Genomic DNA, 26,384 nt, shown 5'->3' with positions numbered 1-26,384 from the left:
GGGCGGGTTTTACAAACCATCAATGAGTCAAACCAACCATCTCAAAAACCCGCCCCAAACACCGCGACTATGGAAGTATTTTCACAAAAACCCGGTTTCTGACTACTCATACGTTCAGGATTATTGGTATATTAATAATATTAATGATGTGGCAAAATCTATGAGTGTTAAAGAACTTGAAACAGCAATTATGAACTTGTCAGTTAAGGAACTATCCGAACTAACGGCTTGGCTGATAGAGTATCACCAACAAGTCTGGGATCGGCAAATTGAAGACGATGTTGATCTGTAAATCCTGTGTCTACTACAAACTCGATAGATAAGTCTGGACGATTTGGGAAACGAAATTGCACAGCAACAGTGGGGTGTCCGTCATTTACAATACCATAAATCACTTGCTAACACGCTCCATAACACCGCCTAGGGAAGCCGCAACATTGTATCCGATTCGGATACCAAAAAGCCTAGGGTTTGGATGCTTTTTGCTGAGGTTCCGCGCTGCTTGCAAGCCATTTTTGTCAACTTCATACTCACCTGTCTCAATGTCGATAATCACCATTTTACCAATATTGTTTTCTGACTCTACTTTTTCACGGATGGTGCTTTCATAAAGTTGCTTCGCAAGCTTTCCGACTTCTTCGTGACTTAATAGGATTGTTTGCATAAATAACTTCCTAGCACTACTTTGCCTTCTAGAACTTTCTTCATTATATCTTAAGGATGGGTAGATAAAAGAAAAAGGCGGCTGACAGCCACCTTTTTTGTTGTTTCTATTCAATTAGTTTACCCAGCCAGTGGGGAGTTAACCTCTGGGATACCACAAGCGCTGCAAAATATTAGTTTCCATTCAATTAGTTTCCATACAAAACAGATCCCGCAATTGCTTTCCTTCGGATCGCTACGCTAACGGGCCTCGCAATGACAGACAATAGCTGGTGCCGATCGACTAAGCTACATCTTGGAGAGCCGATCGCGAATTGTTCGGAGATTTTTTGACAACGCTCATGCTGCCGTCGGTTTCCAGCACGACTGCTTCGATTTCTTCGATCGACGCGCAGCCCGTCCCCCGAATCGCCGCCCGAATTTCCGATTCACTCACGCGCTGCTGCCGCATCGCCACAGGCAGAAATTGGCCTTGGTTGAGCAGCATAGTAGGTTCGGCTTTGATCAGATTTTTTACCCACTTTACCCGCACGGCAAGCCACGTGACGATGAATTGCAGCCCGATGAGTAAGCCGAGGGCGACAACGCCCTCGACGAGCGAAACGTCTTTTGACATGACGATAGTCGCCAGCGTCGAACCGAGCGCGATGGTAACGATGAAATCGAAGGCATTCCACTTCGACAGAGTTCGCTTGCCGGAGACTCGCAGCAAAAAAATCAGCACGACGTAAGCGGAAACGCCGATCGTCAAAATCCGAATCAATTCAAACCAATTGTCAAAAAACATATTTTTATTTTGCCGTCCTGATTTTGGGCGCTTTGCTGCTGCAAAGAGTGCTAGATGCTTTGTCTGCTTGATGTCGGCGTCGCGCATTCTGTTAGTTTCGATTGTCATTGTAACAGAAGGGTCGAGGTGAAAATTCATTCCTTAGCAATAGTTTCAGCTATTAAGGATGCCTTGACCAAAGCACAGGGGATTTAAGCCCCCACCTTTAGGTGGATTGTTTTTAGACAGGGGATTTAAGCCCAGCCTAAAAACTTCACTGTCAACTGTCAACTGTCAACTGTCAACTGTTAACGTGCCAGAAGGTTGCTATCGAACTCAGGCGATTGCCTCATCTCCCTCCCCGCCGACAGATGAATTTTTTGTCAAAAAGGACGATCGCACAATGGTAAGCTACCAAAGGCATTGAAATATCTAAGTCAGAGAAAAGTTAAAATGTCGGTATTAAACGAAGTTCCCTTACTGTTGCGGGCAGCCCGCGGCGAAACCCTAGACCGCCCGCCCGTGTGGATGATGCGCCAAGCCGGTCGCTACATGAAGGCCTATCGAGATTTGCGAGAAAAGTATCCCTCCTTTCGCGAACGTTCCGAAATACCCGAAGTTGCGATCGAAGTTTCCCTTCAGCCGTGGCGCGCGTTTCAACCCGACGGCGTAATTCTGTTTTCCGATATCGTCACCCCAATGCCCGGTTTGGGCATCGACATGGACATCGCCGAAGGCAAAGGCCCGATTATCCACGAACCCATCCGCACTCAAGAGCAAATCGACAACCTGCAACCGCTGAACCCGGAAGAAAGCTTGCCGTTTATCAAAACAATTCTCCAATCCCTGCGCGCGGAAGTAGGCAACAAATCCACGGTGCTCGGTTTTGTCGGCGCGCCCTGGACGCTGGCGGCCTATGCCGTTGAGGGTAAAGGTTCTAAGTATTATGCCATCATCAAAAACATGGCATTTTCCGATCCAACTTTACTGCATCAGTTGCTGTCAAAATTCGCCGATGCGATCGCAGTTTATATGCGCTATCAAATCGACTGCGGCGCGCAAGTAGTCCAAATGTTCGACTCCTGGGCCGGCCAAATGTCCCCGCAGGACTACGAAACATTCGCTTTACCATACCAAAAACAGGTATTTGAGCAAGTCAAAAAAACCCATCCCGACACCCCGCTAATTCTCTTAGTCAGCGGTAGTGGCGGCCTCCTCGAACGCATGACAAAATCCGGCGCGGATATCATCAGCGTCGATTGGACGGTTGATATGGCCGACGCCCGCCGACGTTTGGGCCCCAACATGAACGTTCAGGGAAATCTCGATCCCGGCGTGTTGTTTGGTTCTCAAGCGTTTATTCGCGATCGAATTCTTGATACAATTCGCAAAGCGGGCCCGCGCGGACACATCCTCAATTTAGGACACGGCGTATTACCGGGAACCCCCGAAGACAACGTGCGTTTCTTCTTTGAAACCGCCAAACAAGCCGACAAATTGCTCGCAGTTACTGCTTAAATTGCGATTTGATTGCGATATTTGTAGGGACACGGCATTGCCGTCTCCCTACCGTCGAAACAACACACAATATTTGTAGGGACACGGCATTGCCGTCTCCTTCCGTGCCAACAACACATAATATTTGTGGACAAAACACACAATATTTGTAGGGACACGGCATTGCCGTCTCCTTCCGTGCCAACAACACACAATATTTGTGGACAAAACACACAATATTTGTAAGAAAGAGGACACGGCAGTGCCGTTTCCCTACCGTGGAAAGAGGACACGGCAGTGCCGTTTCCCTACCATAAAAAACGCTCATTTCTCCCCTCTTCCCCTCCGGCAAAATGAACCCCAAAAAAATTTTTGTGACGGGTGCAAGTGGCTGTATCGGTCACTACATGGCCGAAACCTTGATTCAACAGACAAACCACGAACTTTACCTATTAGTTCGCAACCCCGATAAGCTAAAATTTGACTGGAAAGCCCGCCCCGGCATCAATATTATAGAAGGCGACATGAAAGATATCGATCGCCATGCCGAACTTCTGCAAACAATAGACGTAGCAATTTTAGCCGCCACAGCTTGGGGAGGAACCCAAGAAGTTTTTGATGTCAACGTCACCAAAACCCTGCGCCTAATTCAACTACTTTCGCCCCAGACTTGCCAACAAGTAATATACTTTTCAACAGCCAGCATCCTCGGTAGAGACAACAACTTGCTCAAAGAAGCCGGGGAACTGGGAACAGATTATGTTCGATCCAAATACGATTGCATGACGCAATTATCGACCTTGACAAATGTGCCTCCGATTACCGCACTTTACCCAACCTTAGTATTGGGAGGAGATGCAGAAAAACCCGTTTCTCACCTATCATCCGGTTTGCCACTTGTCGCCAAATGGATAGGTTTGATTCGCTGGTTTAAGGCAGATGGCAGCTTTCACTTCATCCACGGCGCAGATATTGCCACAGTCGTTAATTACTTAGTAGAACATCCCCCAGCTTCTGAGGAGACGCGACATTTTGTGCTAGGAAATCCGGCGATTACCGCGAACCAAGTTGTCGAACAAGCTTGCAAATATTTGCATAAAAAGATTTTTTTTCGGATCACTCTGTCAGCTTGGCTAGCCGATTTCTTTATCTGGCTGTTCCGAATTCAGATGGCTGCTTGGGACAGATTTTGTATTAGCTACCGCCATTTTACCTATCAAAATCTTGTCAATCCCGAAAGCGTTGGACTGCCGAGTTATTGCGCCACAGTTGCTGATATGTTAAGAACTAGCGGGATTCCCGATAAAAATGCAAAGTAGCGCGTACACTCCGCACCAATAATCGGACGATGCTCAAAGCCCATCCCACAAGAAAGATTGTGGGACGTTGCTCAGAGCATCGTCCCTAATTATTTTTGTAATTCAAGTCTACTGTTTCAAATTCTTTTTTGCCTGATTCCCATGCTGTTTAAATGCGATTATCGTCAATCAACTATGAAATACGATAAGATATCAGCATTTGCGGGCTTTGACAAGAGACTGCAAATTTATTAAATTGCGCCGATTATCTTCGTGTTAGGGGGTATCGCCCCTCGCCGGATAGTCGATCGCGCGCCAGATCGTAATTTTAGCCTTAAAATTAAGTCTTGAGAGTCGATCGAACTCTCACGCCCCGCCAGCCCGATCGCAAGTTGTTTACTGATGTGAGGTTTAACATAATATGCGAGTTCTTCTAGTTTACCCCCTGTTCCCGAAAACATTTTGGTCTTACGAGAAAATCCTAGAATTAGTCGATCGCCAAGTGCTGCTTCCACCGCTGGGTTTGGTAACAGTAGCAGCTATTCTACCCCAAGAATGGGAATTTAAGTTAGTCGATCGTAACATCCGACAAATCACCGAAGCAGAATGGGAATGGGCAGAGCTCGTTATTCTGTCCGCAATGATTGTCCAAAAAGAAGACTTGCTAGACATCATCCGCGAAGCCAAACGGCGCGGTAAATCCGTAGCCTGCGGCGGCCCTTATCCAACCTCCGTACCCGAAGAACCCCAAGCAGCGGGCATCGATTACCTGATTCTCGACGAAGGCGAAATCACCCTACCCATGTTCGTCGAAGCAATCGGGCGCGGTGAAAAAAGTGGAATATATCGATCGGACGGCGTAAAACCCGATGTTACCACAACCCCGGTTCCCCGCTTCGACTTGCTCGAATTAGACTGCTACGATTCGATGTCAATTCAATTTTCGCGAGGTTGTCCCTTCCAGTGCGAATTCTGCGATATCATCGTCCTCTACGGTCGCAAACCCCGCACCAAAAACCCCGAACAATTAATCGCAGAACTAGACTGTCTCTACAACCTAGGTTGGCGGCGCGGCGTGTTCATGGTAGACGACAACTTTATCGGCAACAAACGCAATGTCAAACTGTTGCTAAAAGAGTTAGAAGTTTGGCAAATAGAACACAAATTCCCCTTCAACTTCAACACAGAAGCATCCATCGATTTAGCGGAAGACCAAGAATTGATGGATATGATGGTGAAGTGTCATTTCAATGCAGTCTTCCTGGGAATTGAAACCCCCGACGAAGAAAGCCTGCAAATGACCAAGAAATTCCAAAACACCCGCAATTCTCTGATAGAATCCGTAGAATTAATTGCCAAATCCGGCTTGCGAGTCATGGCTGGATTCATCATCGGATTCGACGGCGAAAAAGCAGGTGCAGGCCAACGCATTGTCAACTTCGCCGAAGCAGCAGCAATTCCGAGTACAACCTTTGGAATGTTGCAAGCTTTGCCTCATACTGCATTGTCCCACAGACTAGCAAAAGAAGGCAGATTGCGCGACAAATCCGGCAACCTGAATCAGACTACATTGATGAACTTCATTCCCACGCGGCCACTAGAAGATATCGCCAGGGAATATGTCCAAGCATTTTCTGATGTGTACGATGCTGAGAAATACTTAGACCGCACCTACCGCCACTTCTTGATGTTGGGTGCACCTACAGCAGATATACCTTCAAGAATCCCCAGTTGGATCGACTTGCGAGCACTGCTAACTGTAGTTTGGCGACAAGGAGTCAAGCGTTCAACTCGGTGGAAGTTCTGGCATCATTTGTTCAGCATTATCAGACGCAATCCGGCGGTTTGGGATCACTATTTAACAGTGTGCGCTCACAACGAGCACTTCCTAGAATACCGTCAAATTGTGCGGGATGAAATCGAAGAACAATTAGCCGAGTTTTTAGCTGACGAAGCTCAACAAGCGCAGCAAAAAGCGCTGATAGCTTCTATTGCCGAAAAACAAGTGCAAGTAGTTTAAGATTCGATAATTAAACCGAATACCCAAATACCGACTTTTTCAAGAAATTAGGTATTTGGGTATTCTTTTTTGTTGGTAGGCTTACTGATAAAAAAATCACCTTATTCATCACCAAACCCGCTGAATTGGATAAGCATCAAAAGCTTCATCACGACTAATCAAAACCAGCGAATGATTCATCGTCTGTGCTACTAAAATCCGATCAAAAGGATCTCGGTGATGCAGAGAAAGACCCGTGTAAATCTCAGTATCTTCAAATGTAATTGGTAGAATTTGAGCGTTAATGTATTGCAATTCTTTAGGAATGTCTTCAAATGGTCGATTCAGTTGAAGTTTACCGACATTAATTTTAATCGAAATTTCCCAAAGGCTGGCAATACTAAAATACAAATTTGTTTTAGTATCAATCGCTTCTTTCGCTTTACTACCTAGATTGGAATCGCCAAGTAAGTACCACAGAAAAGCATGAGTATCTAAAAGGAATTCCATGTTACATATATTCCTTTAAATCTTCCAGCGGTTGATCGAAATCATCAGACATAACGATTTGACCAGCCCAACTACCATAACCATGAGGTTGTTCAAGTTGTTCTGGAGATGATTCAGTTTTTGCGTGTTTCTCAAGTAAATATTTTGCATAATGCAAAATCTCTTGTTTTAGAGATTCTGGCATCTTGACGACTGTTTGAAAAATCTGTAGATCGATAGTCATGGTTTATGTGAAAATTTTACTATGGGATATTCACTCATCATACTGTAATTTATGATATCATAGAATCCAAAACATATTGACTCGAATTGTATGACCACAATAACTACAATAACAACAGCATCCCAACTAGCAGATTACTATATTTGGTTTGCCAATGACGTAGGCTCCTACCTCAGCAACCACAAGCTACAAAAACTATTGTTTTATGCCCAAGCATGGTATCTAGCCTTTGAAGATAAACCACTTTTTGATGAAGATTTTGAAGCCTGGGTGCACGGGCCGACTATCCCGGCTTTATTTTACGAATACAAAGAAGAATTTGGGTTTAAGCCAATTCTCAAAGAAGTCGAAAAACCAGAGCTTCCAGAAGACGTACAAGAGTTTTTGGACGAGTTATCCGATGAGTATTTCTTTTGCGACGCCTATGAGTTGGAATTGATGGTGCGTCGCGAAGACCCTTGGATTAAAGCGAGAGGTAACTTGCCAAGAGATGAACCCTCTCATGCTATTATTTCTAAGGAATCAATGAAAAAATTTTACAAAACCCGTGTCATCGAAGAAACCTAAAAAGGCAGATATACGCCGCCAGCCATCCTTATCTAGTATCAAACGTCAAGATGTAAAAATACCGGAAGGAGTTAGTTTTTCTTTCAGATATTATCAGGATGACAAAGATAAATTTTCACTAGCTGGCCGAGATTCTAGATATCTAGCGTCTCTTTTGAGAAGGTTACGGGATTTATCACAATTGAACTCTCAAGAAATCATTAATAATCAGAGTAAAAGCCTGCGCTGTCATGGCATAGCATGGCAAGATACAACTGAGCCTAATGGTTTTGGGATTCCCAATGAAGCTATGCTAGTAAATATCCCCTACCAGTTTCAAATATCTGCTAATGAATACGGTAGGGTGCATGGATTTTTTAGTGAAAATATTTTTTATATTGTTTGGCTAGACCCAGACCACAATCTTTATAGTTGAACTTATTATAAATCTTGGCGTAGTCAATCAAAAAACGCAGATGATATTGCGTTCATCTGCGTTCATCTGCGTTCATCTGCGGTTTAATTAAACCCTTTTAAACTCAAGCCACTACCTTATCTACAGGCTTGACTTGAGTCAGGAATTCGTGCAGTTTTTCACCTTCAATCACCTCAGTTTCCAACAGTTGCGAGGTAATTGTTTCCAACAATTCCCGATTAGCTTTCAGAATATCCAAAGCTTGTGTGTGCGCGGTTTCCACAATTTCTTTGACTTCTTGGTCGATCGCCTCAGCAGTTTGGGCACTGACAGCGCGGCGGGCATTTCCCATACCATCGCCGAGGAAAGATTGTTGAGAGCGATCGTAAGCTAGAGGCCCCAAAACCTTACTCATACCGTAAGTTGTCACCATTCTCTCGGCTAAATCTGTCGCCTTTTGCAAGTCGTTAGAAGCGCCGGTGGTGATGCTACCGAAGACCACTTCTTCAGCCGATCGCCCTCCTAGCAGTGTAGCAATCTGACCGCGCAACTCCGACTCATCCAACAAGAAACGGTCTTCAGTCGGTAACTGCAACGTGTAACCCAATGCAGCCATACCGCGCGGCACGATCGAGATTTTCGCCACTTCGCCACCGCCCGTCATCAAAGCCCCAACCATCGCGTGTCCGACTTCGTGGTAAGCCACAATCTTTTTCTCTTTTTCGTTGAGCACTCGGCTCTTCTTTTCCAAGCCAGCCACAACGCGCTCAAACGCCTCTAAAAAGTCTTCCTGTGCCACAGCGAGGCGCTTGTTACGCGCCGCTAGCAAGGCAGCTTCATTGACCAAATTTGCCAAATCTGCGCCCGAAAAACCGGGGGTGCGAGTGGCGATCGCCTTCAAATCAATATCCGGGCCCAACTTCACCGTTTGAGAGTGAATGTTCAAAATTGCTTCGCGGCCAGATAAATCCGGGCGATCGACCAAAACTTGGCGATCGAAACGACCAGGACGCAACAAAGCAGCATCCAAACTTTCCGGGCGGTTAGTTGCAGCCAGCACAATTACCGTAGTATTGCCCGCAGCAAAACCGTCCATTTCAGTTAACAATTGATTCAGAGTTTGTTCGCGTTCGTCATTACCGCCGTACATACCGCCGGTGCTGCGAGATTTGCCGATCGCATCCAACTCATCAATGAAAATAATACAAGGAGCCTGTTTTTTCGCCTGCTCGAATAAATCTCTAACTCTCGCAGAACCGACACCTACAAACAGTTCCACAAACTCCGAACCGGAGATGCTAAAAAACGGTACGCCCGCTTCACCAGCCACCGCCTTTGCTAACAGAGTTTTCCCAGTTCCCGGAGGCCCGACTAACAGCACGCCCTTCGGAATTCGCGCGCCAATTGCCGTAAATTTGTCGGGAGTTTTCAGGAATTCCACAACTTCGACTAATTCAGTTTTAGCCTCTTCTACTCCTGCTACGTCAGCAAAAGTAATCTTCGCTGATTCGCCTTCGACGTAGACCTTAGCCTTACTTTTGCCGATCGACAGCGCACCCTGCGGCCCGCCACCCTGCCTGTTCATGAAAAATTGAAATATTGCCACAAAAATCAGCGGCGGAATCACCCAGCTCAAAACACTGCCGATCCAGCCATTTTTAGAAGGGGGAGTTGCCGCAAATTCAACGCCTTTTTCTTGCAAAAGTTTAGGCAGATCCAGGTCAAAAATTGGCGTAGTTGACAGCACTTGACCGGGTGTGTCGCCTTCGCCTTTGAGTTGGTAGCGAATTTCATTTTGCCCTACCGAAGCTCTCACCACATCTTGTTCTTGAACCTGATGCACGAACAAGCTGTAAGGTACTTGCGGAATTTGTGGCCCGAATAAATTGGGCAAAAAGATGTTTGCTAGCACAAACAAACTTGATAGCAATAACAAGACATTGCTAATTAGCCGAAAACGAGGGGGTTGGGGCTGGTCTTTAATTGCCATTGATAACTGTCGTCCTTTAATTTAAACCAGTTTTATTCATCTATTTTGTCATTAAATACGCACGCGGTGTCAAGCGGATTTCCTCACTCGGTTAGTTCGGTTAACCGATTTTAAATTTGAGATTTTAGGTTTGAGACTAATATTTTAAATTAATTTTTAAGATTTTAGACTTGATATTTTTGAGGGTTGGCGATTGGTTGAGGAACTTTTTTCGCTCTTGTGAAAGTGGGTTTGATGAAAATCTGTCGATCGTTCCGAGAGTCCGACAGGGGTTGAAAACCCCTGTCTCATAGCTAAAGTCCTCTTTAAGAGGACTTTAGAAATTCGTCGTTTAAATTTAGTCTTAACTTTCAAAAATAGGTGTTGCTGATTTACGGTATGAAAGGCTAAATATGCAATTCATAAAAACCAGTGTCTACAAAGCTTCTGGATTTTGAAATTATTTATTTCATACCCTGATTTTCTCGTTGATTTTATTTAAGAAGAAGCTTTTTGCTGAAAATTCACAATCTGAAACTGTCTCGCTTGAGGCAGTTTCAGGAGAGGGGGGGTAGTTGAGCAATTACCAATTTTTTAATCTTTAATGGTTGAGCGCGGATCGATCGCAGGTTTGCGAGCCACTAAACGGATTTGATTTTGCTTCACCACTACTGTCACCAGCGGTAGGGAACGCTTAGCAGGGCCTTTAATAACTCGACCTTGAGCGTCGAACTGAGAACCATGACAGGGACATTCAAAGCGCGATCGCTCTGTTTTCCACTCCACAGTACACCCTAAATGCGTACACACAGGATTAATACCATATTCCGCAATCTTCGGCCCCTCATTAATCACCAAATAAGCAACTTTTGGCAATCCTTTCACCAGTACAGGAATCCCCGCTTTTGCGTTAGGAAGGAATGCAGAAACCTCAATAGGTTTTTCCTCACTATCTTCTGCCCTTACTCCCGGCAGATAATTTTCACACTGGGAATTGTAGGGAAATGCAGAACAAAGGTTTTCTAAGTCAACTTTTTCTTCGCTTTGTCCCGCTGTGGGAAAAAGTAACCCAATAGCAAGGCTTCCCGCTGTCCCAGTCACCATATATTGCAAGAATTGTCGCCGATTTCTGACCATAGTGTGAGCCTTCTGCCTTGGCTGTGAATAAGTCAAACTTCTTAAGGCTTTTTTACCTTAATTTGTGTAATCATAGCACTCTGCTAACCATCAGTGCTATACATTTTAGACATTGAGAGCCAGGTAATTTTTCTGGCTCTTCTAGAGTAGTTATGACAAATTAATAACAAAAAAGAGTTAGTAAGCAAAGTAATTTTAAAATTTAATTAACTAAAGTTCTTTTATGAAGCTTGACTTAAGGGGTATTTTATGGTATTAATATTTTAATTTTGAACTATAAAAACAAATTTTTAAGAAAATGCCATCTAACTCACTGCTTCATTTTATGGCGTTGCTTAATCAGGGTATGAAATAAATAATTTTAAAATCCAGAAGCTTTGTAGATGCTGGTTTTTATGAATTACATATTTAGCCTTTCATACCGTAAATCAGCAACGCCAAATACATTAAAAATGCGAGGGCTGGCTCGCAATCAGCTTACAGAGGGTGTAAAAAACTGTCCGAAGCATTGAGAATCAACTGTCGGATTTAACCGAATCCGAGCTATGAGACAGGAGTTTAAGCCCCTACCAAACTAACAAACTACGGGTTGAATTTCCTTTAATTATCGAAGATAAAACCATTATTTTCAACCTTCCAATTGTCCGATCGCCCTTATTCAGCGCCATCCCTTGTCCGACTTTGCAATCAGCAACTAACCGCCTGACACATTCTTAGCAAACTCTTCGCGTCCAGACACCAAATTAGCTGGAACGCCGTTAGGGTAATTTTGCGCGATTAAAGCTTGCAACTTTTGAACTCGATTTTCAGGATTCGGGTGAGAGCTCAAAAACTCCGGCGGCGCTTCGCCATTCCTAGCAGCACCGAGAATTTGCATCACCTCAACAATACCTTTAGGATCGTAACCCGCCTCCGTCATAAACCGAAAACCGAGCCGATCGCTCTCAAGTTCATCTGCTCTACCGTAGCGCAAACCCACAACTTGATTGACAGCTTGAGCAATTAATGCAGCCTGTTGTCCGTTACCGCGATCGTCGCTAGCAGCCACTCCAACCGCCGTCACCAAAGACCTGCCAAGTTGCTGTTTTGCAAGGTGTTCCGCAGCGTGTCGTCCCACAACGTGACCGCTCTCGTGCCCCAGTACAGCGGCCAATTGAGCCTCAGAATTCAAGCGCCGCAGCAGTCCGGCGGTAATAAAAACTTGTCCCCCTGGGAGAGCAAAAGCATTAACAGTTTTGGGGTCTCGCAGCAGGTGGAATTCAAACGGATAACCCGCTTTTTTCGCCTCCGAACCGTTGACAACTTTTTCTCCTACTCTCTCGACATACTGCTGAAGTGTTTGGCTAGGATAAAGCCCGCCGTATTGAGCCGCCATTTTGTCTCGCGCCTCCAATCCCAAAACTACCTCTTGGCGGGGAGAAAGCTGCACTCGCTGTTTCTCTCCAGTTACGGGATTTTGTACGTTACTGGTAAAATAGGTGATTGCCCCAAAAAATGCCATTAATAAGCCGATCCCGAATCGGAATAAAAATCTATTCACAGTCGTTTACCTAAAAAGTTTAGCCAGTACCCTACCAGACTAACAGCTATCTCCACATCTGTCTGAAGTATTAATAATGGAAAGTTGTTAGAGATTTTTTTGGATAATTTGCGAACCAGGCTTTTTTTTGAACGAACCGCGAAGACGCAGTACGCGAAGCGGCGCGTAAGCGTTAGGACACTAACAAAGAGAAGAAGACAAGAAGAGAAGAACGTTATAGTTGTGAATGGTTCGTTAATAGTTACTTAATGGTTATTAGTTCAGCATCGTTTGAAGATAATCTAGCTCTTTTTTTCCTTCTTCCTTCTTCCTTCTTCCTTCTTCCTTCTTCCCTCTTCCTTCTTCCTTCTTCCTTCTTCCTTCTTCCTTCTTTCTTCTTCCTTCTTCCTTCTTTCTTCGCACGCAATATGTTTCAGACTACCCGCCGCCGCCTTGCTATTTGGTACACTGCTGTTACTGCTGTGTTGTTACTTGTATTTGCGACTGGTTTCTATTTCTACGTTCGCAATACTTTGATCGATCGCATTGACGACACTCTTAATCACGTGGCGGAAATAGTTGAGCGCACTCTCGTGATCGAACCGCTAACTTCCCCGACTGCGGGAAATAAAACTAAGTCGCAAGTGAACATTAAAGCTAGTTTTCGAGATAGCAGTGATGCTGTGGAAGATGACCACATTGATTTAGAATGGTTCAGTCCTACGGGCGAGTTGCTGTGGTCTACTTTGTCGGAACCGCTGAATATTCCGATCAACGCTAAGCGCACTGGCGAAACCGTTTGGGTAATTAACAATAAGTTGCAGTCCGATCAAAACAATTCTCTCAGACAAGTGACGCAGCGTGTGGAAATCGGTCGCCAAGTTTTGGGATATTTGCGAGTCAGTCATCCTTGGTTTGAAGTGACAAAACCGATTCGACAATTAATTCTCGATTTGATTTTGGGGGCTGGTTTAACTCTAATTTGTGTGGCGGCTATTGGTTGGCTGTTGTCGGGATTGGCGATCGCACCTGTCCGAGAATCCTACAGTCGTCTTAAACAGTTTACCGCCGATGCTTCCCACGAACTCAGAAATCCGATCGCCACTATTCAACTTAACGTCCAAGTCGCTTTGGCGGAACCGGATATCGAACCGCAGCAACACCAACAGCTACAGGTTATCGAACGCCTGACGCGCCGTTTGGGGCGGTTGGTTGACGATTTGCTGTTTTTGGCCAGACAAGACAGCGGAATCGTGCAGCAGCAGTGGGTTGATGTACCTCTGGATGCTTTGTTGATGGAGGTAATTGAAGAACAACTGGCGATCGCCCTTACCCAAAATCTCTCTCTTTGTTTGGAAATAGTCGATCGACCAAACGCTGATGATAACTTTACCGTCTTGGGCGACTGGGATCAACTAGCGCGACTGTTTACCAATCTTGTCAGCAACGCCGTGCAGTACACACCATCGGGTGGCGAAATTCAAGTACAATTGCAGCTTGCAGCTAAAAACAAAAGAAATGCGTCCGCACTCAATTCTGCACTGCAAATCAAAGTCACAGACACCGGCATGGGGATTTCCCCGGAAGCATTACCGCATTTGTTCGATCGATTTTACCGCGCCGATCCCGCCCGCACCCACCGCAGCGCCGCCGGTTCCGGTTTAGGATTAGCTATCTCCAAAGCCATTGTCGAAAATCATCGCGGCCAAATCCGCATTGACAGCCAAGTCGATCGAGGAACCGTTGTTACCGTCACCATCCCCGCCCACAAATCAGCAGAAATTCGCCTCTAAATCTCTCTCTTCCCCTCTTCCTCTGCGTGCTCTGCGGTACATCCAAAAAATCTATCCCTCAAACCCTTATTCTTTCTACCTCACGCCCAAACCCAGCTATTAAAATTCATTTCCGGTATAGATTACCATGCTATTTGTTAGAAAATCTCGATCGAACTTGTGAGGAGTTATTTATGTTTCGCCACCATCCACCGTTCAAAAAAATCAGCTTGTTAGCCGCCACCTGCGGGGGTTTACTCGTCAGTCTCGCGACACTTTCCCAAGCAGGCGGCCCCCCGCCCCAACACGGAAAACCCGTTTCCCAACCCGAAACCATGCCCGCTGGAAAGCCCGTCAGCGAACCGATGCCTACTGTAAGTCCCAGCCCCAACGGGATGCCCTCAAAACCGACAACAGACGCGCCTCCGCGCTTCCCGCTGCCGAGTGCGCGAGTTTCTCCAGCAGAGGGCATGGTAGTAATTAAACTGGTGAATACCACCAATGCTCTCATCAATTATCAAATCGTAGGTGTGACTCCACCGCGCACTCTCGGCGAACAATCGGAAATTGTACTCAAAAACATCAAAGTACCAATCACCCTCACTTACCAGCGTCCAGACGGCGGATTGCTACTGGTTCGCCCGCAAGCCACGGCGATGCAGGGAATGTTGCAAGTCAGTTTTGGCGCAACAACTGACTTGGGCGCCGATACTAAATCGCTGGAAATTCAGGAGGATGGGCGAGTATTTTTGAATTAGATAAGGTCTTTTTGAATTAGATAAGACGGCGGGTGAAACCGCCGATTCTTATCTAATCCGAAGAATCTTCCTGATTAAAAGGCAAATCCTGATTAACTAAATCAATTTCCTCCTGTTCCCTTTCATTAATTTGACCAATATAAGACTTAAGAATTTGCGCCAGACGGTTGTTGTAAAATCTGTGCAAACTGTAGTTAGGCATCGCTGGAAAACCGCGCCGTTTTTTGTGCCGCCCACCCGCACCCGGATCGAAGGTTTGGATGCCGCGATCGATCGCCCATTCGATCGGTGTATAGTAACAAGCATCGAAGTGCAAACAGTCAATTTCCTGCAAACTGCCCCAATAACGCCCGTAAAGTCGATCGCCCTTATACAAACAAAAAGACATACCCACAGGCTGTCTGTCATCTTCCTTATCGTAGGCGGCGACAAACAAAACGCGATCGCGATAATTGTGGTGCAACTGTTCAAAAAATTGCTTAGTCAGATACTTGCTACCCCACCAACCAAATTTATCGCAAGTATTCTCATAAAAAGCATACATTTGACCAAACATCGCTTGGGGAATGTCATCACCCGTCAGAGTTTTCAGCAACAAACCAGCTTTATCAACAGCCTTGCGTTCGCGTTTGATATTCCGGCGCTGGTTAGCATTAAAAGCGCCTAAATAACCATCAAAATTTTGATATCCTTGATTTTGCCAGATATAGCTGTGGTGCATCCAAGTGCTGAAACCGTGGTTTTCCATGCGCTGCCGCCATGCCGGATCGACATACAGGAAATTGCAACCGGAGATATTATGGCGATCGCAAAAATGGTCGATCGCGCTTACCATTACTCCCGTTAACTCATCCTCATCTTCCCCCGGCGCAATCAAAAACCGATAGCCTTCAGCCGGAGTAAACGGTGTCATTCCCATCAACTTCGGATAATATTGTACACCCAAACGCTGAGCTAAATCCGCCCACTGATTGTCAAACACAAATTCGCCGTAGCTGTGGCTTTTGACATAAAGCGGTGCACAAGCAATCAACTGTTTGTCACGCCAGACTGTCAAGTGATGTGGTAGCCAACCGTTTTTACCTGTCGCGCTACCGGAGATTTCGAGATTGTTTAGCCAATCCCATTCCATAAAAGGAGTTTTTAGGGGCATCGCCAAGGCATCCCACGACACTTGCGGGATTTCGCCTATTTTGCTAATCCAGGCTACAGAATATTGTTGAGTTTTTGGCTGTTGCAGCATAGGGAGATTTGTGCGTAGAGCGATCGAACTTTATTTAAGTTAATACAATCTCTCCTGCTTGTGTAATTATTGGCCACAGGCAAGATGCCTGTGCCACTTCTCTTGTGGGGTGGGCTTCTAGCCCGCCACAGGCAAGATGCCTGTGCCACTTCTGTTGTGGGGTGGGCTTCTAGCCCGCCCCAACTCTATAATGCAAAAACACCTCTTGTCCCACCTGTTTAACCGCCAAAAGCTCTAATTTCGGAGCCACATCCGCCAAAAAACCCTTTCCCTCAACCGGAGTTGGCGCATCCACTCCGCCCAAAATTAACGGGCACACCGTCAGCCAAAGTTCGTCAACCAAGCCCGCAGCGACCACAGACGCTACCAGTTTTCCCCCGCCCAGAATTGCCAAGCGTTTGATACCCAAGCTGGCTAGCTGTTGAAACGCATCAATCCAATCAATTTCTCCATCCGTTGTTTTAGCATGGATAGTGCGATCGAACATCGAAGGAAGAAGGAAGAAGGAAGAAGGAAGAAGGAAAGAGGAAGAAGGAATAAGCGAATTACTTGGAGTTTGACTCTCCCCCTCTCCCCCTCTCCCCCTCTCCCCCTCTTCCCCTTCCGCAGTCAGCAGCCAGCGAGGCACCGGTTGCTGGAAAAATCGCAAATTCGGGTCAAATTGGTGCGATCGCGAACACACGATTTGCACGGGTTGTGGCGGCTTTCCTGCGAGTTCCCGCTGTTTGAGCAATTCCGGCGAAATCACTCGCATTGTCGTTCCATAAGCCTGTAAAGTGCCGTTGCCGAACAAAACGGCATCGTTTGCTGCGACTTGTTGTTCGAGGTGGGCTTTGTCGTTGGCTGAACCGAATCTCGCGGGCGATCGCACTTTATCTGCAATCTTACCGTCGGCACTGATCGCGAGTATGACTGTGGCGTAAGGTCGATCGATCTTATCTATCATTAATTTATGGAACTTTCGCACAACATCATAACGGAAAAAGAGGACAGGGCAGTGCCGTTTCCCTACCCCAAAAAGTTGTAGGGTAGCGGGGCGTAAGCCATCCCCTTTCCCATCCTCTGGCAGTTAGGGAAAATTGACAAAATTTGATATTTCTGCTACGATAGTCTAAAATTAATCACAATTAAAGCTCAACGATAAACGTATGGAAGCTGTAATTGAAAGCATTGTAGATAAGCTGCGTTATTTAGGCAAACCGCAGCTAGAAGTAGTTCTTAATTTTGTTGATTTCCTAACTTGGCAGTCAGCGCCCGGTCAGTCATCAAAGGTAAGTGATTCTGATGCAGAAATTAGCGATCGCGATTTTGAAATACTTTTAGATGAACTCGCTGATGATTTTATTAAAAGTCTGGGAGGTAATGTGCCAGTGCTATCAGATTTTGCTATAAGTCGTGAAGGTATCTACGAGGAGCATCCTTAGCAATGTTATGCCTTGTAGATACGAATATTCTGCTGCGGTTTTCCGATCGCTCTCATCCTTTATATCCTGTAATCCGCAATGCTGTAAAAAAATTGCGACAGGATGGATATAAACTGCAAGTAGCCTCACAAAACTGCGTTGAATTTTGGAACGTTGTTACTCGCCCGATCGAGAAAAATGGCTTTGGGTTGACTCCTGCTGATGCCGAGCTCAAGTTACGCCGGATCGAGCGTCTTTTTCCTTTGTTTCCAGACTCGCATTTAATTTACTCCGAATGGCGCAGGTTAGTTGTTACCTACAGAGTTTCGGGAGTTCAGGTGCATGATGCTCGTCTTGTGGCTATTATGAAAGCAAACGGTGCAGCACACATTTTGACGCTAAATGTTAAGGATTTTACTCGCTACGCCAATGAAGGAATTGTGCCGATCGATCCGAATACTATTTCTTAACAATAAAACTCGATCGCCCATTGCCCCAGAAACCGGGTTTTTACCGAAATACTTCCCTACAACCCACAGATTCGGGCAAAAACCCGGTTTCTTTGGTTGAAACCGCCGGGATTTATTTTTTAAGGTAAATAACCCAAGGTAAATAATACGATATTTTCTAATTGTACCAGTATCTCTGGATTAAGTTCACCAATTTTATTTCGCAATCTTGTTTTATCCAACACTCGCATTTGATGGCACAATGCAACAGAATCTTGAGTCAATCCTCCTTCACCGCCGGGAATCAAAATGCAGGAAGGAAGAGATGCGCGGCGCAGATTAGCTGTGAGAGGAATACTGATAACAGTAGTCGTGTACCTCGAAATAGTATCGTTCTGAAAAACAATTGTAGGACGTACACCAGCCTGTTCGGAACCTTGTGTGGGATCGAAGTTGGCAATCCAGATTTCACCTCGTCTGATTGTCATGCCAAATCCTCATGTTTGAGAAGTTCTGCATATTCGCTGATTCCAAGTTCTGCAAGTTGTCGGTCTTCTTCGGCAAATTCGCTGTAGAGTGCAGCTAAGTTGGTTTCATCGATCGCAGGAATAGTCACTAATCTGGCACGAAATTTCAGGAAGGCAATAAATTCAAATACTTGTTGGAGTTGTTCTCGATCGAGCTTTTCTAAGTCTTGTTGGATTAACTCTTTCATGACAGTCATTTTTGTTGTCAAGTTTTCTGTATTATAGCCCGATCGCCCGATCAATCCATCAACCCAAAACCCCGGCGGTTGAAACCGCGGAGTTTACGGGCACACAAACAAAACCCGCCTCCGCGGGTTGAAGATTTCACCCGATGATTTTCAATCTCCGAATACCCTCTTCGTCCGCGGAGGCGGACATTGTTTGTGTAGACGCGGTTTCCAACCGCCGGGTTTCTAACCACCCAACAACAACTCCTGAAACCGCACATCGCCGCGAATCCCATCAAAATCGCACCCTGAAGAGACGGCGGTTGAAACCGCGTCTACACAGACAAAACCCACCTCCGTGGGTTGAAGATAATTTTTCTTAGTCCACGGAGGTGGACTTCGTTTGTGTAGCCGCGGTTTCAACCGCCGGGTTCTAATGATATCAACTCTCAAATCAATTTCCCAGCATCATCGCCCAAATCCCTCATTCCCTCCAAACGCAGGAAATGCACCCGGCCCGATCGATCGCCGGCTACAACTGTCACTCCATCAGGCCCAAAAGCACAGCAATCAAACTCACATTCTCCGCTGAAACTAGCAACCTCTTTACCTGTGAGCAAATCCCAGATTTTCAGGGTATGATCCCATGAAGCGGAAATCGCTGTTTTACCGTCGGGTGCGATCGCCACTGCAAATACCTCAGACCTATGACCCGTGAGAGTTTTCAGTTCCCTGCCTGTCTCGGTGTCCCAAATTTTCAGGGTTTCAGATGAAGCGGAAATCGCTGTTTTACCGTCGGGTGCGATCGCCACTGCACTTACCGAGTTACTATGACCCGTGAGAGTTTTCAGTTCCCTGCCTGTCTCGGTGTCCCAGATTTTCAGGGTAAAATCATCGGATGCGGAAATCGCTGTTTTACCGTCGGGTGCGATCGCCACTGCTGTTACCCGGGAACTATGACCCGTGAGAGTTTTCAGTTCCCTGCCTGTCTCGGTGTCCCAGATTTTCAGGGTTTTATCCCATGAACCGGAAATTGCTGTTTTACCGTCGGGTACGATCGCCACTGCATTTACCCCGGAACTATGACCCGTGAGAGTTTTCAGTTCCCTGCCTGTCTCGGTGTCCCAGATTTTCAGGGTTTTATCCGAGGATGCGGAAATCGCTGTGAGGCCGTCGGGTGCGATCGCCACTGCATTTACAAAGGAAGTATGACCGACAAGCGTCCGCAGCGCACCCTCATTTGCCCTTTCCAGATTAGGCTTCAAAGGCCACAGGCAGGAACTATTTCTCGACTGCTTAGCTTGTTTCACGACCCCCTGAATTTCAGGTGTTTCAAAATCCACCAACCGACTCCACAATTGCCCTGCAAACTGCGTTTTATCCTTCTCCAAAACGTGCGCCGACTTACGAATTGCCCCTTGAATCAATCTCAGAGTTTGACTTTGCTCCTCCGACAGCAACACATCAGAATTTCTCGCCAAATCGTAATCATCAATTAGCGCTTGTACCCCCAAAAATTCCAGTTTCATCTCAATAAAACCGAAATCCGTCAACCAAGCACAATAACGGTCAACCTTCCCCCGTTTCGCAAATCTCTTGGGTTGGTATTTCAACAACAAATCTCGATCTTCCTGACACTGCTGCGCCAACCACAAACCTAATTCGCTCATAGCGGCGATCCTCCTGTAGAGTTATCGCTAATGTCATCGTTAATATCTTCCAGTGTTATTCCCGCCGACTGCACAGTTTCATCCGCTTCGAGAAACTGCCGAAAACTGTTGTGATAGATAGTGTATCGAGTTTCCTTCCCTACTTTCTCCTGTCGCAAAAACGAATTCCATTTTCCGAGCACCTGCTGTACTTTCATCACATTTTTCTCGCGGGCAGATTTAGCCAACCAGCGACAAGAAACAGGTTCCTCTGCTTGCGACAGGAAATAGATAATCCTAACCTTCAATTCCAGCAGAGGATCGTCTTCCCTGTCCATCATCTGTCCCCAGTGTTTTTGATAATATTCCTCCAAACCCACTGGCAAATCATTCAAATTCACATCATTGTAAGTACCGCCTTCAATTTCATCCAGAATGTAGCGGAGATATATAAATTTCTTTTCGCTTTTCTCGGCTACCGCCGTCACAAACTGTTCCCGCTGCAAATTTCGAGCTTTAATCCAATCCTGAATTAACTGGCTTTTCTCCGTGCGTTTTGCCAGAAAAGCCTTGACATCTTCCAGATTTTTTGCATCGTAGTCCATCAAATCAAAAACTGTCTTGTTAGCTGTCGGCATTGGCAGAAATTTCGGCCGCTTGGAAACAATAAAATAAACGTTATCCGGCAAATCATTAGGCAAATACAAAACATTGCTGCCACTACTTTGAAAGCTCAAATCCACTTCATCCAGCGCATCCACCACAAAAATTACCTTTTTATCCCTGCTAGAATTAGCGCTAACTTCCTTCAGCAAAGTGCCTAGAAAGTTGCCATTTTTCAGGGCATTTTCCGGCATTCGCGGATATTTATGTTTAAGGTGAAAACCCTCAATTAACTGAGTGCAAGCATTTTCCAAAAAAGTTTCAGCGCTGACAATCCCGTCCGGTTGCGAATTGAAATGAGTAACGCAGCGGCGCTTCAACATCACCACACAAGCAGCCATAATCGCGCTTTTCCCAACACCCGGTTCCGCCTCCAAAACAAAATAGCCTTTCTGCTTTGTCCTCAGAAACTCGTTAATTGCTTCAAACACAAATTTCCGACCAGTAAAGTCTTTAATTCTGTCCTGAATAATCGTCTCTGACTTAACAGGAATCGGCAAACTCGGCGCAGCAGGATCAATATATCTTTCCAGCAATGCCCGAATCTGCGCCAAATCGTCGCGGATTTCAACTTCGATAGATCCCAATTTCGCCATTACTTGACAAATCTGCTGCCGAGTTGCTACCCCCTCCAACTTGTCCAGAATCTCCCCATTTTGCAGCCCCAAATCCTTGAGATCCGCCAAAGCAATTTGGTGCAGATTCAACAGCATCGCCGCAAACTTTTCTCCACCCTGGACCGCATCCCGTTTCAGCACTTCCCGGTAAGCCCTCGGAAAAGTTTCGTACAGTCTTTGCGCCACAAATTCCACGATTTCTGCATCAAAGGATTTCCCCTCACTGGCCGCGAATTCCCCGATGAATTTTGCCCAATCTTCCGGTGTCAATCCCGTAACTCGATCGAACTCCGCAGCATCCGCCGAAAAAATCAGAGTCAATTGTTCTTCGGAAATATTTAAACCCCTTGACAAATCGGCCCCTTGTCTGTTAATATTCAGCCAATATTCAGGAGTTTTTTCGGCTAATTGATCTAAATCCCTGGCCGACGAATTTTTACTAAGGGCTAGTGCGGTAAACTCAGGTGACTTAGTAGCAATATTTTTCAAAATATAGCCGATCGCCTCACCAGCAGCCTTACTCAAATCATGATTATCAAGAATATTCGGATTTTTTGCCAACTTTTCGGCCATACGATCTCCCAAATCGTTAGCCGCAATATTCCCCGCAATACCGCCGGCAATCGTTGCTAAAATAGCAATGCCCCCAACGACGGGATTAGCCATCACACCCAATGCTGCTGTCACACCCGGATTGGCGATCGCGCTAGCAATCATTGGCGCAACACCCATCACCGCACTGCATCCAAGAACCCTAACTTTAGTATTAGCTAAATCAACTAACGACATAATTTAAATATTCCCCGCACTTTGCAATAGTTTAGCGCGGCCAGATAATTAAATACAACGTAGTCACAGACTGCTGTTTACCGCCGAGCGTCGATCCCCCCTAGCCCCCCTTAAAAAGGGTGGGACAGGATTCCGATCAAAGTCCCCCTTGCTTTCGGGGGATTTAGGGGGATCTGGCCTTAGCAACCAACGAGAGATACAAAAAAGGTTCTAGGCTGAAGTTGACAACCAACTGACCGCGCCCGCTCTCCTATTTGTAAACTTTTCTATCAACCCGATCGCACAGCTTGTATTTAACGGATAATGTCAGATCATTTATTTTTGTCCTCCAGCGATCGCCCTCAAAACAACTTTACTTTTCTTTACAAACAGCAACGAAAACACGGCGCAGAAAACAATAATTTCGTTACAGACTTTAAATGCGACGCGCGATCGACTAAAGTAAAAAAAATGGCTTTATCCGTTTATTCATCGCAAAGGAAACAAAGCTCATGGTTCAACGCGGTTCGACAGTCCGGATTCTCCGCAAAGAATCCTACTGGTATCAAGAAGTGGGCACCGTTGCTACGGTAGACCAAAGCGGCATTAAATACCCAGTTATCGTTCGCTTTAACGCCGTAAATTATGCAGGCGTCAACACCAACAACTTCGCCCAAAGCGAAGTAGTCGAAGTTGCAGCCCCCAAAGCAAAAGCCAAAACAGCGACTCCAGCAGCTTCCGGCGGCAAGCAAACCACCATCGATCCGAAAACCCGCAAAACCGGCGGCGGCGGAGCCCCCAACCAGCCGAAAACTTCGGCAGACAGCAAACCAGGTGCCGAAGTGCCCGGCAGCGTCGAAGGTGCACCGAATCAAGGAACAGAACAGCGCTAATTGTGCCAGAACTGCCAGAAGTTGAAACTATTTGCCGGGGTTTGAATCAACTTACCCTCGATCGCGAAATATTGGGCGGAGACGTGCTGTTAAATAGCTCGATCGCCCGCTCAATCTCTGCGACCGATTTTTTGACAAAACTCAAAGGAAAGTCGATCGCATCTTGGTACAGGCGTGGCAAATACCTTCTGGCAGAACTATCGCAAGGGAGAGGGGGAGACGGGGAGAGGGGGAGACGGGGAGAGGGGGAGAGTGGGGGAGGGACAGAATTCCTAACTCAAACTCCTAGTTCTTCCCTTGTGCCTTCTTCCTTCTCCCTTCTGCCTTCAAAAGCCGGCTGGTTGGGCGTGCACCTGCGGATGACCGGACAATTATTGTGGGTAAACGAATCCGAACCACTGCCAAAACACGCGCGAGTCCGGCTATATTTTGAGGGAAACCAAGAATTGCGGTTTGTAGACCAGCGCACCTTCGGACAAATGTGGTACGTGCCCGCAGAAACCGAAGTTTCTAGCACAGTCACCGGCCTGAAACTCCTAGGCCCGGAACCATTTTCCGACGAATTTACCACAGAATATTTAGCCCGCAAGCTACACCGACGGGCGCGACCAATTAAAACAGCTTTGCTAGACCAGACACTGGTAGCGGGTTTGGGCAATATTTATGCAGACGAAACTTTGTTTTTGTCGGGAGTAATGCCGACAACTCTGTGCGCGGATTTGACAAGAGAGCAAATCGATCGCATCCATTCAGCTATCATTCAAGTTCTACAAAAGGCGATCGCCTCCGGCGGCACAACTTTCAGCAATTTTCTCAACGTCCAAGGTGTGAACGGCAACTACGGCGGCGTCGCTTGGGTATACAATCGCGCTGGTCAACCCTGCCGCACTTGCTCTACAACCATCGAAAAGATCAAATTAGCAGGGCGATCGACTCATTACTGCCCCGCCTGTCAGAAATAAGCAGTTCGGCAACAGATTATGTAGCGGATTTAACGAATATACAAAATCCCAGCTTCCGACTCTTGAGTCTGCGGAGGCAGACTTCGTTTGACAAGGATCGGTTTCAACCGCCGACTCAATCAACCGCCGACTCTTCCGACTCTTGAGTCTGCGGAGGCAGACTTCGTTTGACAAGGATCGGTTTCAACCGCCGACTCAATCAACCGCCGACTTTTTTAACTGGTATTAAAGCCAAATCAGCATTAAAATTTGTATACTTTTACAAATTAAGAAGAGCAAGTCATGGCAATCAAAAAAGGTAGCATAGTCCGCGCAATTCGCGAAAAATTGGAAAACAGCCTAGAAGCCCAAGCCAGTGATCAGCGCTTTTCCTCCTATCTATTTGAAACAAAAGGCGAAGTGATGGATGTTCGCGGCGAGTACGCCTTCGTCAAATTCGGCAAAGTCCCCACCCCCAATATTTGGCTGCGCGTAGACCAACTCGAAGATTTTAACTAACTCACTGAAACAAAACATCAGTGTTCTTGATCTAAGGTAGGGTGTGCACCGCGCACCTTACCCTAATTAAGCTCATTCTTAAAATCTCAAGTCTCAAATCCCAAATCTAAAATCGAATGAATTCCCCTTCAAATTATCCATCAACCCGCGTCTCAATTATCGGTGCAGGCAAAGTCGGTAGCACCTTAGCCCAACGAATTGCCGAGAAAAATCTAGCAGATGTAGTATTGCTAGATATTGTCGAAGGTTGGCCGCAGGGAATTGCTTTGGACTTGATGCAAGCTAGGGGGGTCGAACGCCACGATCGCCAAATCGTCGGTACAAACGATTATACAGATACCGCTAACTCAAATATCATCGTAATTGCCGCCGGCATCCCCCGCAAACCCGGTATCAATCGCGAAGATTTAATTAAAATCAATGCTCGAATTGTTACCGAAGCTGCAAAAAGTGCGATCGCCCATTCCCCCGAAGCCATTTTAATCGTAGTCACAAATCCCCTAGATATCATGACTTATTTAGCGTGGGAAGCTACGGGTTTACCAAAACACCGAGTCATGGGTATGGCGGGAATTCTAGATTCATCCCGTTTTCAAACTTTTATTGCAATGGAGTTGGGCGTTTCCATTGCTGAAGTCAATGCAACTGTCCTCGGTTCCCACGGCGATTTAATGGTTCCTTTGCCCCGCTATTCCACTGTCAACGGTATTCCCATCGCTCAACTGATGGATGCTGGGGCGATCGATCGCATTGTACAACGCACACGCCACGGTGGCGCAGAAATTGTCGGATTGATGAAGACTGGTAGTGCTTATTTTGCACCCGCATCTTCTACCTGTTTGATGGTAGAATCAATTGTATTAAATCAATCGCGACTCTTGCCTTGCTCAGTCTATTTGGACGGTCAATATGGCGTGAAAGATCTATTTTTAGGTGTTCCCTGCCGCTTGGGATATCAGGGAGTCGAACAGGTGGTCGAACTCGAACTCAGTGATACGGAAAAAGCTGCGTTTATCGAATCTGGCAAAGTGGTTTCCCAAAATATTGACGAAGCAAAGGCGATACTGAAAACTGCCCGTTAAGTCAACAAAAAACCGCTGATAGCCCATGTCACACTTTGTGAGGTGCGCCGGCTTTTTAATTATATCGCTTACACAGAAGACTCAAGAAACCGGATTTTTACCAAAATTAAGGGTTTTTGGTTAGCATTTTGGTAAAAAATCCGGTTTCTGGCAACCTATATAAGTCCTCAATTACCAATCATCAAAAATCCAAGCGCACCTCATTTTTCGCTCGAAAGGCTCTATCTAATTTTCAACTGATCTAAATTTAAACAAATTTTAATAAAAGGACTCCCAACCGGATATTCGATCGCAAAACTAAGGATAACATCGATCGAGTTTGCGATAATCAGAAAAAGGTGACAATTGCAACCACAGGGGAGGAAAAAAATGTCAAACTTAGTCAGGACTT

The 26,384-nt window shown here is 46.0% G+C and carries 28 protein-coding genes; 14 read left to right on the top strand and 14 right to left on the bottom strand.

The genetic code is table 11. The annotated features are described in order from the left end of the window. The first annotated feature begins 22 nt into the window (after positions 1-22). Positions 23-292: a hypothetical protein gene (locus QUB66_RS04840; protein ID WP_332966666.1), complete on the top strand. Its 270-nt coding sequence runs from the start codon at positions 23-25 to the stop codon at positions 290-292. 99 nt (positions 293-391) lie between these two features. Here the strand turns inward: QUB66_RS04840 and QUB66_RS04835 are convergent, their stop codons facing one another. Continuing rightward, a complete protein-coding gene (locus QUB66_RS04835; RefSeq protein ID WP_332966705.1) occupies positions 392-664 on the bottom strand; it encodes a hypothetical protein in 273 nt (90 codons plus the stop codon). 282 nt (positions 665-946) lie between these two features. Further along, on the bottom strand, positions 947-1,558 hold the full coding sequence (locus tag QUB66_RS04830) for a DUF421 domain-containing protein (RefSeq protein ID WP_332971208.1): 612 nt from the start codon (positions 1,556-1,558) through the stop codon (positions 947-949). Positions 1,559-1,882: 324 nt separating this feature from the next. Between QUB66_RS04830 and hemE the strand changes: the two genes are divergently transcribed. From hemE to QUB66_RS04815, 3 genes are all read left to right on the top strand, one after another. Continuing rightward, positions 1,883-2,947, top strand: coding sequence for a uroporphyrinogen decarboxylase (gene hemE, locus QUB66_RS04825; RefSeq protein ID WP_332966668.1), 1,065 nt, complete (start codon positions 1,883-1,885; stop codon positions 2,945-2,947). A gap of 332 nt (positions 2,948-3,279) precedes the next feature. Beyond that, on the top strand, positions 3,280-4,245 hold the full coding sequence (locus QUB66_RS04820) for an NAD-dependent epimerase/dehydratase family protein (RefSeq protein WP_332966669.1): 966 nt from the start codon (positions 3,280-3,282) through the stop codon (positions 4,243-4,245). A gap of 400 nt (positions 4,246-4,645) precedes the next feature. Beyond that, the gene (locus QUB66_RS04815) at positions 4,646-6,244 is read left to right on the top strand and encodes a B12-binding domain-containing radical SAM protein (protein WP_265238811.1); all 1,599 of its coding nucleotides are present in this window, start codon (positions 4,646-4,648) and stop codon (positions 6,242-6,244) included. A 108-nt stretch (positions 6,245-6,352) separates the two neighbouring features. On the opposite strand, the gene QUB66_RS04810 is transcribed toward QUB66_RS04815, so the two are convergent. Next, positions 6,353-6,733, bottom strand: a complete 381-nt coding sequence (locus QUB66_RS04810; RefSeq protein WP_332966670.1) for a type II toxin-antitoxin system VapC family toxin — start codon at positions 6,731-6,733, stop codon at positions 6,353-6,355. 1 nt (position 6,734) lies between these two features. Continuing rightward, positions 6,735-6,956, bottom strand: coding sequence for a type II toxin-antitoxin system VapB family antitoxin (gene vapB / locus QUB66_RS04805; RefSeq protein WP_265238809.1), 222 nt, complete (start codon positions 6,954-6,956; stop codon positions 6,735-6,737). A 90-nt stretch (positions 6,957-7,046) separates the two neighbouring features. On the opposite strand from vapB, the gene QUB66_RS04800 reads away from it, so the two are divergent. Both QUB66_RS04800 and QUB66_RS04795 read left to right on the top strand, forming a co-directional pair. Beyond that, positions 7,047-7,523 (top strand): Panacea domain-containing protein, encoded by a 477-nt coding sequence (locus QUB66_RS04800; RefSeq protein ID WP_265238808.1) that lies wholly within the window; start codon positions 7,047-7,049, stop codon positions 7,521-7,523. Continuing rightward, positions 7,504-7,938: a hypothetical protein gene (locus QUB66_RS04795; RefSeq protein ID WP_265238807.1), complete on the top strand. Its 435-nt coding sequence runs from the start codon at positions 7,504-7,506 to the stop codon at positions 7,936-7,938. The genes QUB66_RS04800 and QUB66_RS04795 overlap by 20 nt, the downstream gene beginning before the upstream one ends. A 103-nt stretch (positions 7,939-8,041) precedes the next feature. Here QUB66_RS04795 and ftsH4 read toward each other — a convergent pair whose 3' ends face one another. From ftsH4 to QUB66_RS04775, 4 genes are all read right to left on the bottom strand, one after another. Beyond that, entirely contained in the window at positions 8,042-9,907 is a 1,866-nt protein-coding gene (ftsH4, locus tag QUB66_RS04790; RefSeq protein WP_265238806.1) for an ATP-dependent zinc metalloprotease FtsH4, read from the bottom strand. A 573-nt stretch (positions 9,908-10,480) separates the two neighbouring features. Beyond that, on the bottom strand, positions 10,481-11,023 hold the full coding sequence (locus QUB66_RS04785; protein ID WP_265238805.1) for a Rieske 2Fe-2S domain-containing protein: 543 nt from the start codon (positions 11,021-11,023) through the stop codon (positions 10,481-10,483). Between the two features lie 694 nt (positions 11,024-11,717). Beyond that, a complete protein-coding gene (locus tag QUB66_RS04780) occupies positions 11,718-12,563 on the bottom strand; it encodes a M48 family metalloprotease (RefSeq protein WP_265238804.1) in 846 nt (281 codons plus the stop codon). A 241-nt stretch (positions 12,564-12,804) separates the two neighbouring features. After that, entirely contained in the window at positions 12,805-12,969 is a 165-nt protein-coding gene (locus QUB66_RS04775; protein ID WP_332966671.1) for a hypothetical protein, read from the bottom strand. A gap of 1 nt (position 12,970) precedes the next feature. On the opposite strand from QUB66_RS04775, the gene QUB66_RS04770 reads away from it, so the two are divergent. Then, on the top strand, positions 12,971-14,335 hold the full coding sequence (locus tag QUB66_RS04770; RefSeq protein ID WP_332966672.1) for a sensor histidine kinase: 1,365 nt from the start codon (positions 12,971-12,973) through the stop codon (positions 14,333-14,335). Between the two features lie 173 nt (positions 14,336-14,508). Next, the gene (locus QUB66_RS04765; protein ID WP_332966673.1) at positions 14,509-15,072 is read left to right on the top strand and encodes a hypothetical protein; all 564 of its coding nucleotides are present in this window, start codon (positions 14,509-14,511) and stop codon (positions 15,070-15,072) included. A gap of 52 nt (positions 15,073-15,124) precedes the next feature. On the opposite strand, the gene QUB66_RS04760 is transcribed toward QUB66_RS04765, so the two are convergent. Then, positions 15,125-16,315: a GNAT family N-acetyltransferase gene (locus QUB66_RS04760; protein ID WP_332966674.1), complete on the bottom strand. Its 1,191-nt coding sequence runs from the start codon at positions 16,313-16,315 to the stop codon at positions 15,125-15,127. 169 nt (positions 16,316-16,484) lie between these two features. After that, entirely contained in the window at positions 16,485-17,261 is a 777-nt protein-coding gene (locus QUB66_RS04755) for a RibD family protein (protein WP_332966675.1), read from the bottom strand. A 202-nt stretch (positions 17,262-17,463) separates the two neighbouring features. Here QUB66_RS04755 and QUB66_RS04750 point away from each other — a divergent pair, with 202 nt between their 5' ends. Next, a complete protein-coding gene (locus QUB66_RS04750) occupies positions 17,464-17,739 on the top strand; it encodes a hypothetical protein (protein WP_332966676.1) in 276 nt (91 codons plus the stop codon). A 2-nt stretch (positions 17,740-17,741) separates the two neighbouring features. Then, a complete protein-coding gene (locus QUB66_RS04745) occupies positions 17,742-18,188 on the top strand; it encodes a type II toxin-antitoxin system VapC family toxin (RefSeq protein ID WP_332966677.1) in 447 nt (148 codons plus the stop codon). Between the two features lie 119 nt (positions 18,189-18,307). Here QUB66_RS04745 and QUB66_RS04740 read toward each other — a convergent pair whose 3' ends face one another. The 4 genes from QUB66_RS04740 to QUB66_RS04725 form a co-directional block, all read right to left on the bottom strand. Further along, on the bottom strand, positions 18,308-18,655 hold the full coding sequence (locus QUB66_RS04740; protein ID WP_332966678.1) for a type II toxin-antitoxin system PemK/MazF family toxin: 348 nt from the start codon (positions 18,653-18,655) through the stop codon (positions 18,308-18,310). After that, complete coding sequence (locus QUB66_RS04735; protein ID WP_332971207.1) at positions 18,652-18,891, bottom strand: hypothetical protein; 240 nt, start codon at positions 18,889-18,891, stop codon at positions 18,652-18,654. The genes QUB66_RS04740 and QUB66_RS04735 overlap by 4 nt, the downstream gene beginning before the upstream one ends. Before the next feature lie 419 nt (positions 18,892-19,310). Beyond that, on the bottom strand, positions 19,311-20,531 hold the full coding sequence (locus tag QUB66_RS04730; RefSeq protein ID WP_332971206.1) for a beta-propeller domain-containing protein: 1,221 nt from the start codon (positions 20,529-20,531) through the stop codon (positions 19,311-19,313). Further along, positions 20,528-22,579, bottom strand: a complete 2,052-nt coding sequence (locus QUB66_RS04725) for an ATP-binding protein (RefSeq protein WP_332966681.1) — start codon at positions 22,577-22,579, stop codon at positions 20,528-20,530. The genes QUB66_RS04730 and QUB66_RS04725 overlap by 4 nt, the downstream gene beginning before the upstream one ends. Before the next feature lie 491 nt (positions 22,580-23,070). Between QUB66_RS04725 and QUB66_RS04720 the strand changes: the two genes are divergently transcribed. From QUB66_RS04720 to mdh, 4 genes are all read left to right on the top strand, one after another. Continuing rightward, a complete protein-coding gene (locus QUB66_RS04720; RefSeq protein WP_265239408.1) occupies positions 23,071-23,451 on the top strand; it encodes a photosystem I reaction center subunit IV in 381 nt (126 codons plus the stop codon). 2 nt (positions 23,452-23,453) lie between these two features. After that, on the top strand, positions 23,454-24,413 hold the full coding sequence (locus QUB66_RS04715; RefSeq protein WP_332966682.1) for a DNA-formamidopyrimidine glycosylase: 960 nt from the start codon (positions 23,454-23,456) through the stop codon (positions 24,411-24,413). Positions 24,414-24,695: 282 nt separating this feature from the next. After that, positions 24,696-24,911 (top strand): NAD(P)H-quinone oxidoreductase subunit O, encoded by a 216-nt coding sequence (locus tag QUB66_RS04710; RefSeq protein WP_265239411.1) that lies wholly within the window; start codon positions 24,696-24,698, stop codon positions 24,909-24,911. Positions 24,912-25,027: 116 nt separating this feature from the next. Continuing rightward, entirely contained in the window at positions 25,028-25,993 is a 966-nt protein-coding gene (gene mdh / locus QUB66_RS04705) for a malate dehydrogenase (RefSeq protein ID WP_332966683.1), read from the top strand. Positions 25,994-26,384 lie beyond the last annotated feature (391 nt).

This window comes from Microcoleus sp. A2-C3, from assembly GCF_036706065.1.
In the GTDB taxonomy this organism is placed as follows: Bacteria; Cyanobacteriota; Cyanobacteriia; order Cyanobacteriales; family Microcoleaceae; genus Microcoleus.
Note: the sequence above shows the minus strand (reverse complement) of the source record. Positions and strands in the feature narration are given on the sequence as shown.

Bases quoted from the DNA above. Each gene is read 5' to 3' on its own strand.
- QUB66_RS04840 (WP_332966666.1), top strand. From the start codon at position 23: ATGAGTCAAACCAACCATCTCAAAAACCCGCCCCAAACACCGCGACTA.
- QUB66_RS04835 (WP_332966705.1), bottom strand. From the start codon at position 664: ATGCAAACAATCCTATTAAGTCACGAAGAAGTCGGAAAGCTTGCGAAG.
- QUB66_RS04830 (WP_332971208.1), bottom strand. From the start codon at position 1,558: ATGACAATCGAAACTAACAGAATGCGCGACGCCGACATCAAGCAGACA.
- hemE (WP_332966668.1), top strand. From the start codon at position 1,883: ATGTCGGTATTAAACGAAGTTCCCTTACTGTTGCGGGCAGCCCGCGGC.
- QUB66_RS04820 (WP_332966669.1), top strand. From the start codon at position 3,280: ATGAACCCCAAAAAAATTTTTGTGACGGGTGCAAGTGGCTGTATCGGT.
- QUB66_RS04815 (WP_265238811.1), top strand. From the start codon at position 4,646: ATGCGAGTTCTTCTAGTTTACCCCCTGTTCCCGAAAACATTTTGGTCT.
- QUB66_RS04810 (WP_332966670.1), bottom strand. From the start codon at position 6,733: ATGGAATTCCTTTTAGATACTCATGCTTTTCTGTGGTACTTACTTGGC.
- vapB (WP_265238809.1), bottom strand. From the start codon at position 6,956: ATGACTATCGATCTACAGATTTTTCAAACAGTCGTCAAGATGCCAGAA.
- QUB66_RS04800 (WP_265238808.1), top strand. From the start codon at position 7,047: ATGACCACAATAACTACAATAACAACAGCATCCCAACTAGCAGATTAC.
- ftsH4 (WP_265238806.1), bottom strand. From the start codon at position 9,907: ATGGCAATTAAAGACCAGCCCCAACCCCCTCGTTTTCGGCTAATTAGC.
- QUB66_RS04785 (WP_265238805.1), bottom strand. From the start codon at position 11,023: ATGGTCAGAAATCGGCGACAATTCTTGCAATATATGGTGACTGGGACA.
- QUB66_RS04770 (WP_332966672.1), top strand. From the start codon at position 12,971: ATGTTTCAGACTACCCGCCGCCGCCTTGCTATTTGGTACACTGCTGTT.
- QUB66_RS04765 (WP_332966673.1), top strand. From the start codon at position 14,509: ATGTTTCGCCACCATCCACCGTTCAAAAAAATCAGCTTGTTAGCCGCC.
- QUB66_RS04760 (WP_332966674.1), bottom strand. From the start codon at position 16,315: ATGCTGCAACAGCCAAAAACTCAACAATATTCTGTAGCCTGGATTAGC.
- QUB66_RS04755 (WP_332966675.1), bottom strand. From the start codon at position 17,261: ATGATAGATAAGATCGATCGACCTTACGCCACAGTCATACTCGCGATC.
- QUB66_RS04750 (WP_332966676.1), top strand. From the start codon at position 17,464: ATGGAAGCTGTAATTGAAAGCATTGTAGATAAGCTGCGTTATTTAGGC.
- QUB66_RS04745 (WP_332966677.1), top strand. From the start codon at position 17,742: ATGTTATGCCTTGTAGATACGAATATTCTGCTGCGGTTTTCCGATCGC.
- QUB66_RS04740 (WP_332966678.1), bottom strand. From the start codon at position 18,655: ATGACAATCAGACGAGGTGAAATCTGGATTGCCAACTTCGATCCCACA.
- QUB66_RS04735 (WP_332971207.1), bottom strand. From the start codon at position 18,891: ATGACTGTCATGAAAGAGTTAATCCAACAAGACTTAGAAAAGCTCGAT.
- QUB66_RS04730 (WP_332971206.1), bottom strand. From the start codon at position 20,531: ATGAGCGAATTAGGTTTGTGGTTGGCGCAGCAGTGTCAGGAAGATCGA.
- QUB66_RS04725 (WP_332966681.1), bottom strand. From the start codon at position 22,579: ATGTCGTTAGTTGATTTAGCTAATACTAAAGTTAGGGTTCTTGGATGC.
- QUB66_RS04720 (WP_265239408.1), top strand. From the start codon at position 23,071: ATGGTTCAACGCGGTTCGACAGTCCGGATTCTCCGCAAAGAATCCTAC.
- QUB66_RS04710 (WP_265239411.1), top strand. From the start codon at position 24,696: ATGGCAATCAAAAAAGGTAGCATAGTCCGCGCAATTCGCGAAAAATTG.
- mdh (WP_332966683.1), top strand. From the start codon at position 25,028: ATGAATTCCCCTTCAAATTATCCATCAACCCGCGTCTCAATTATCGGT.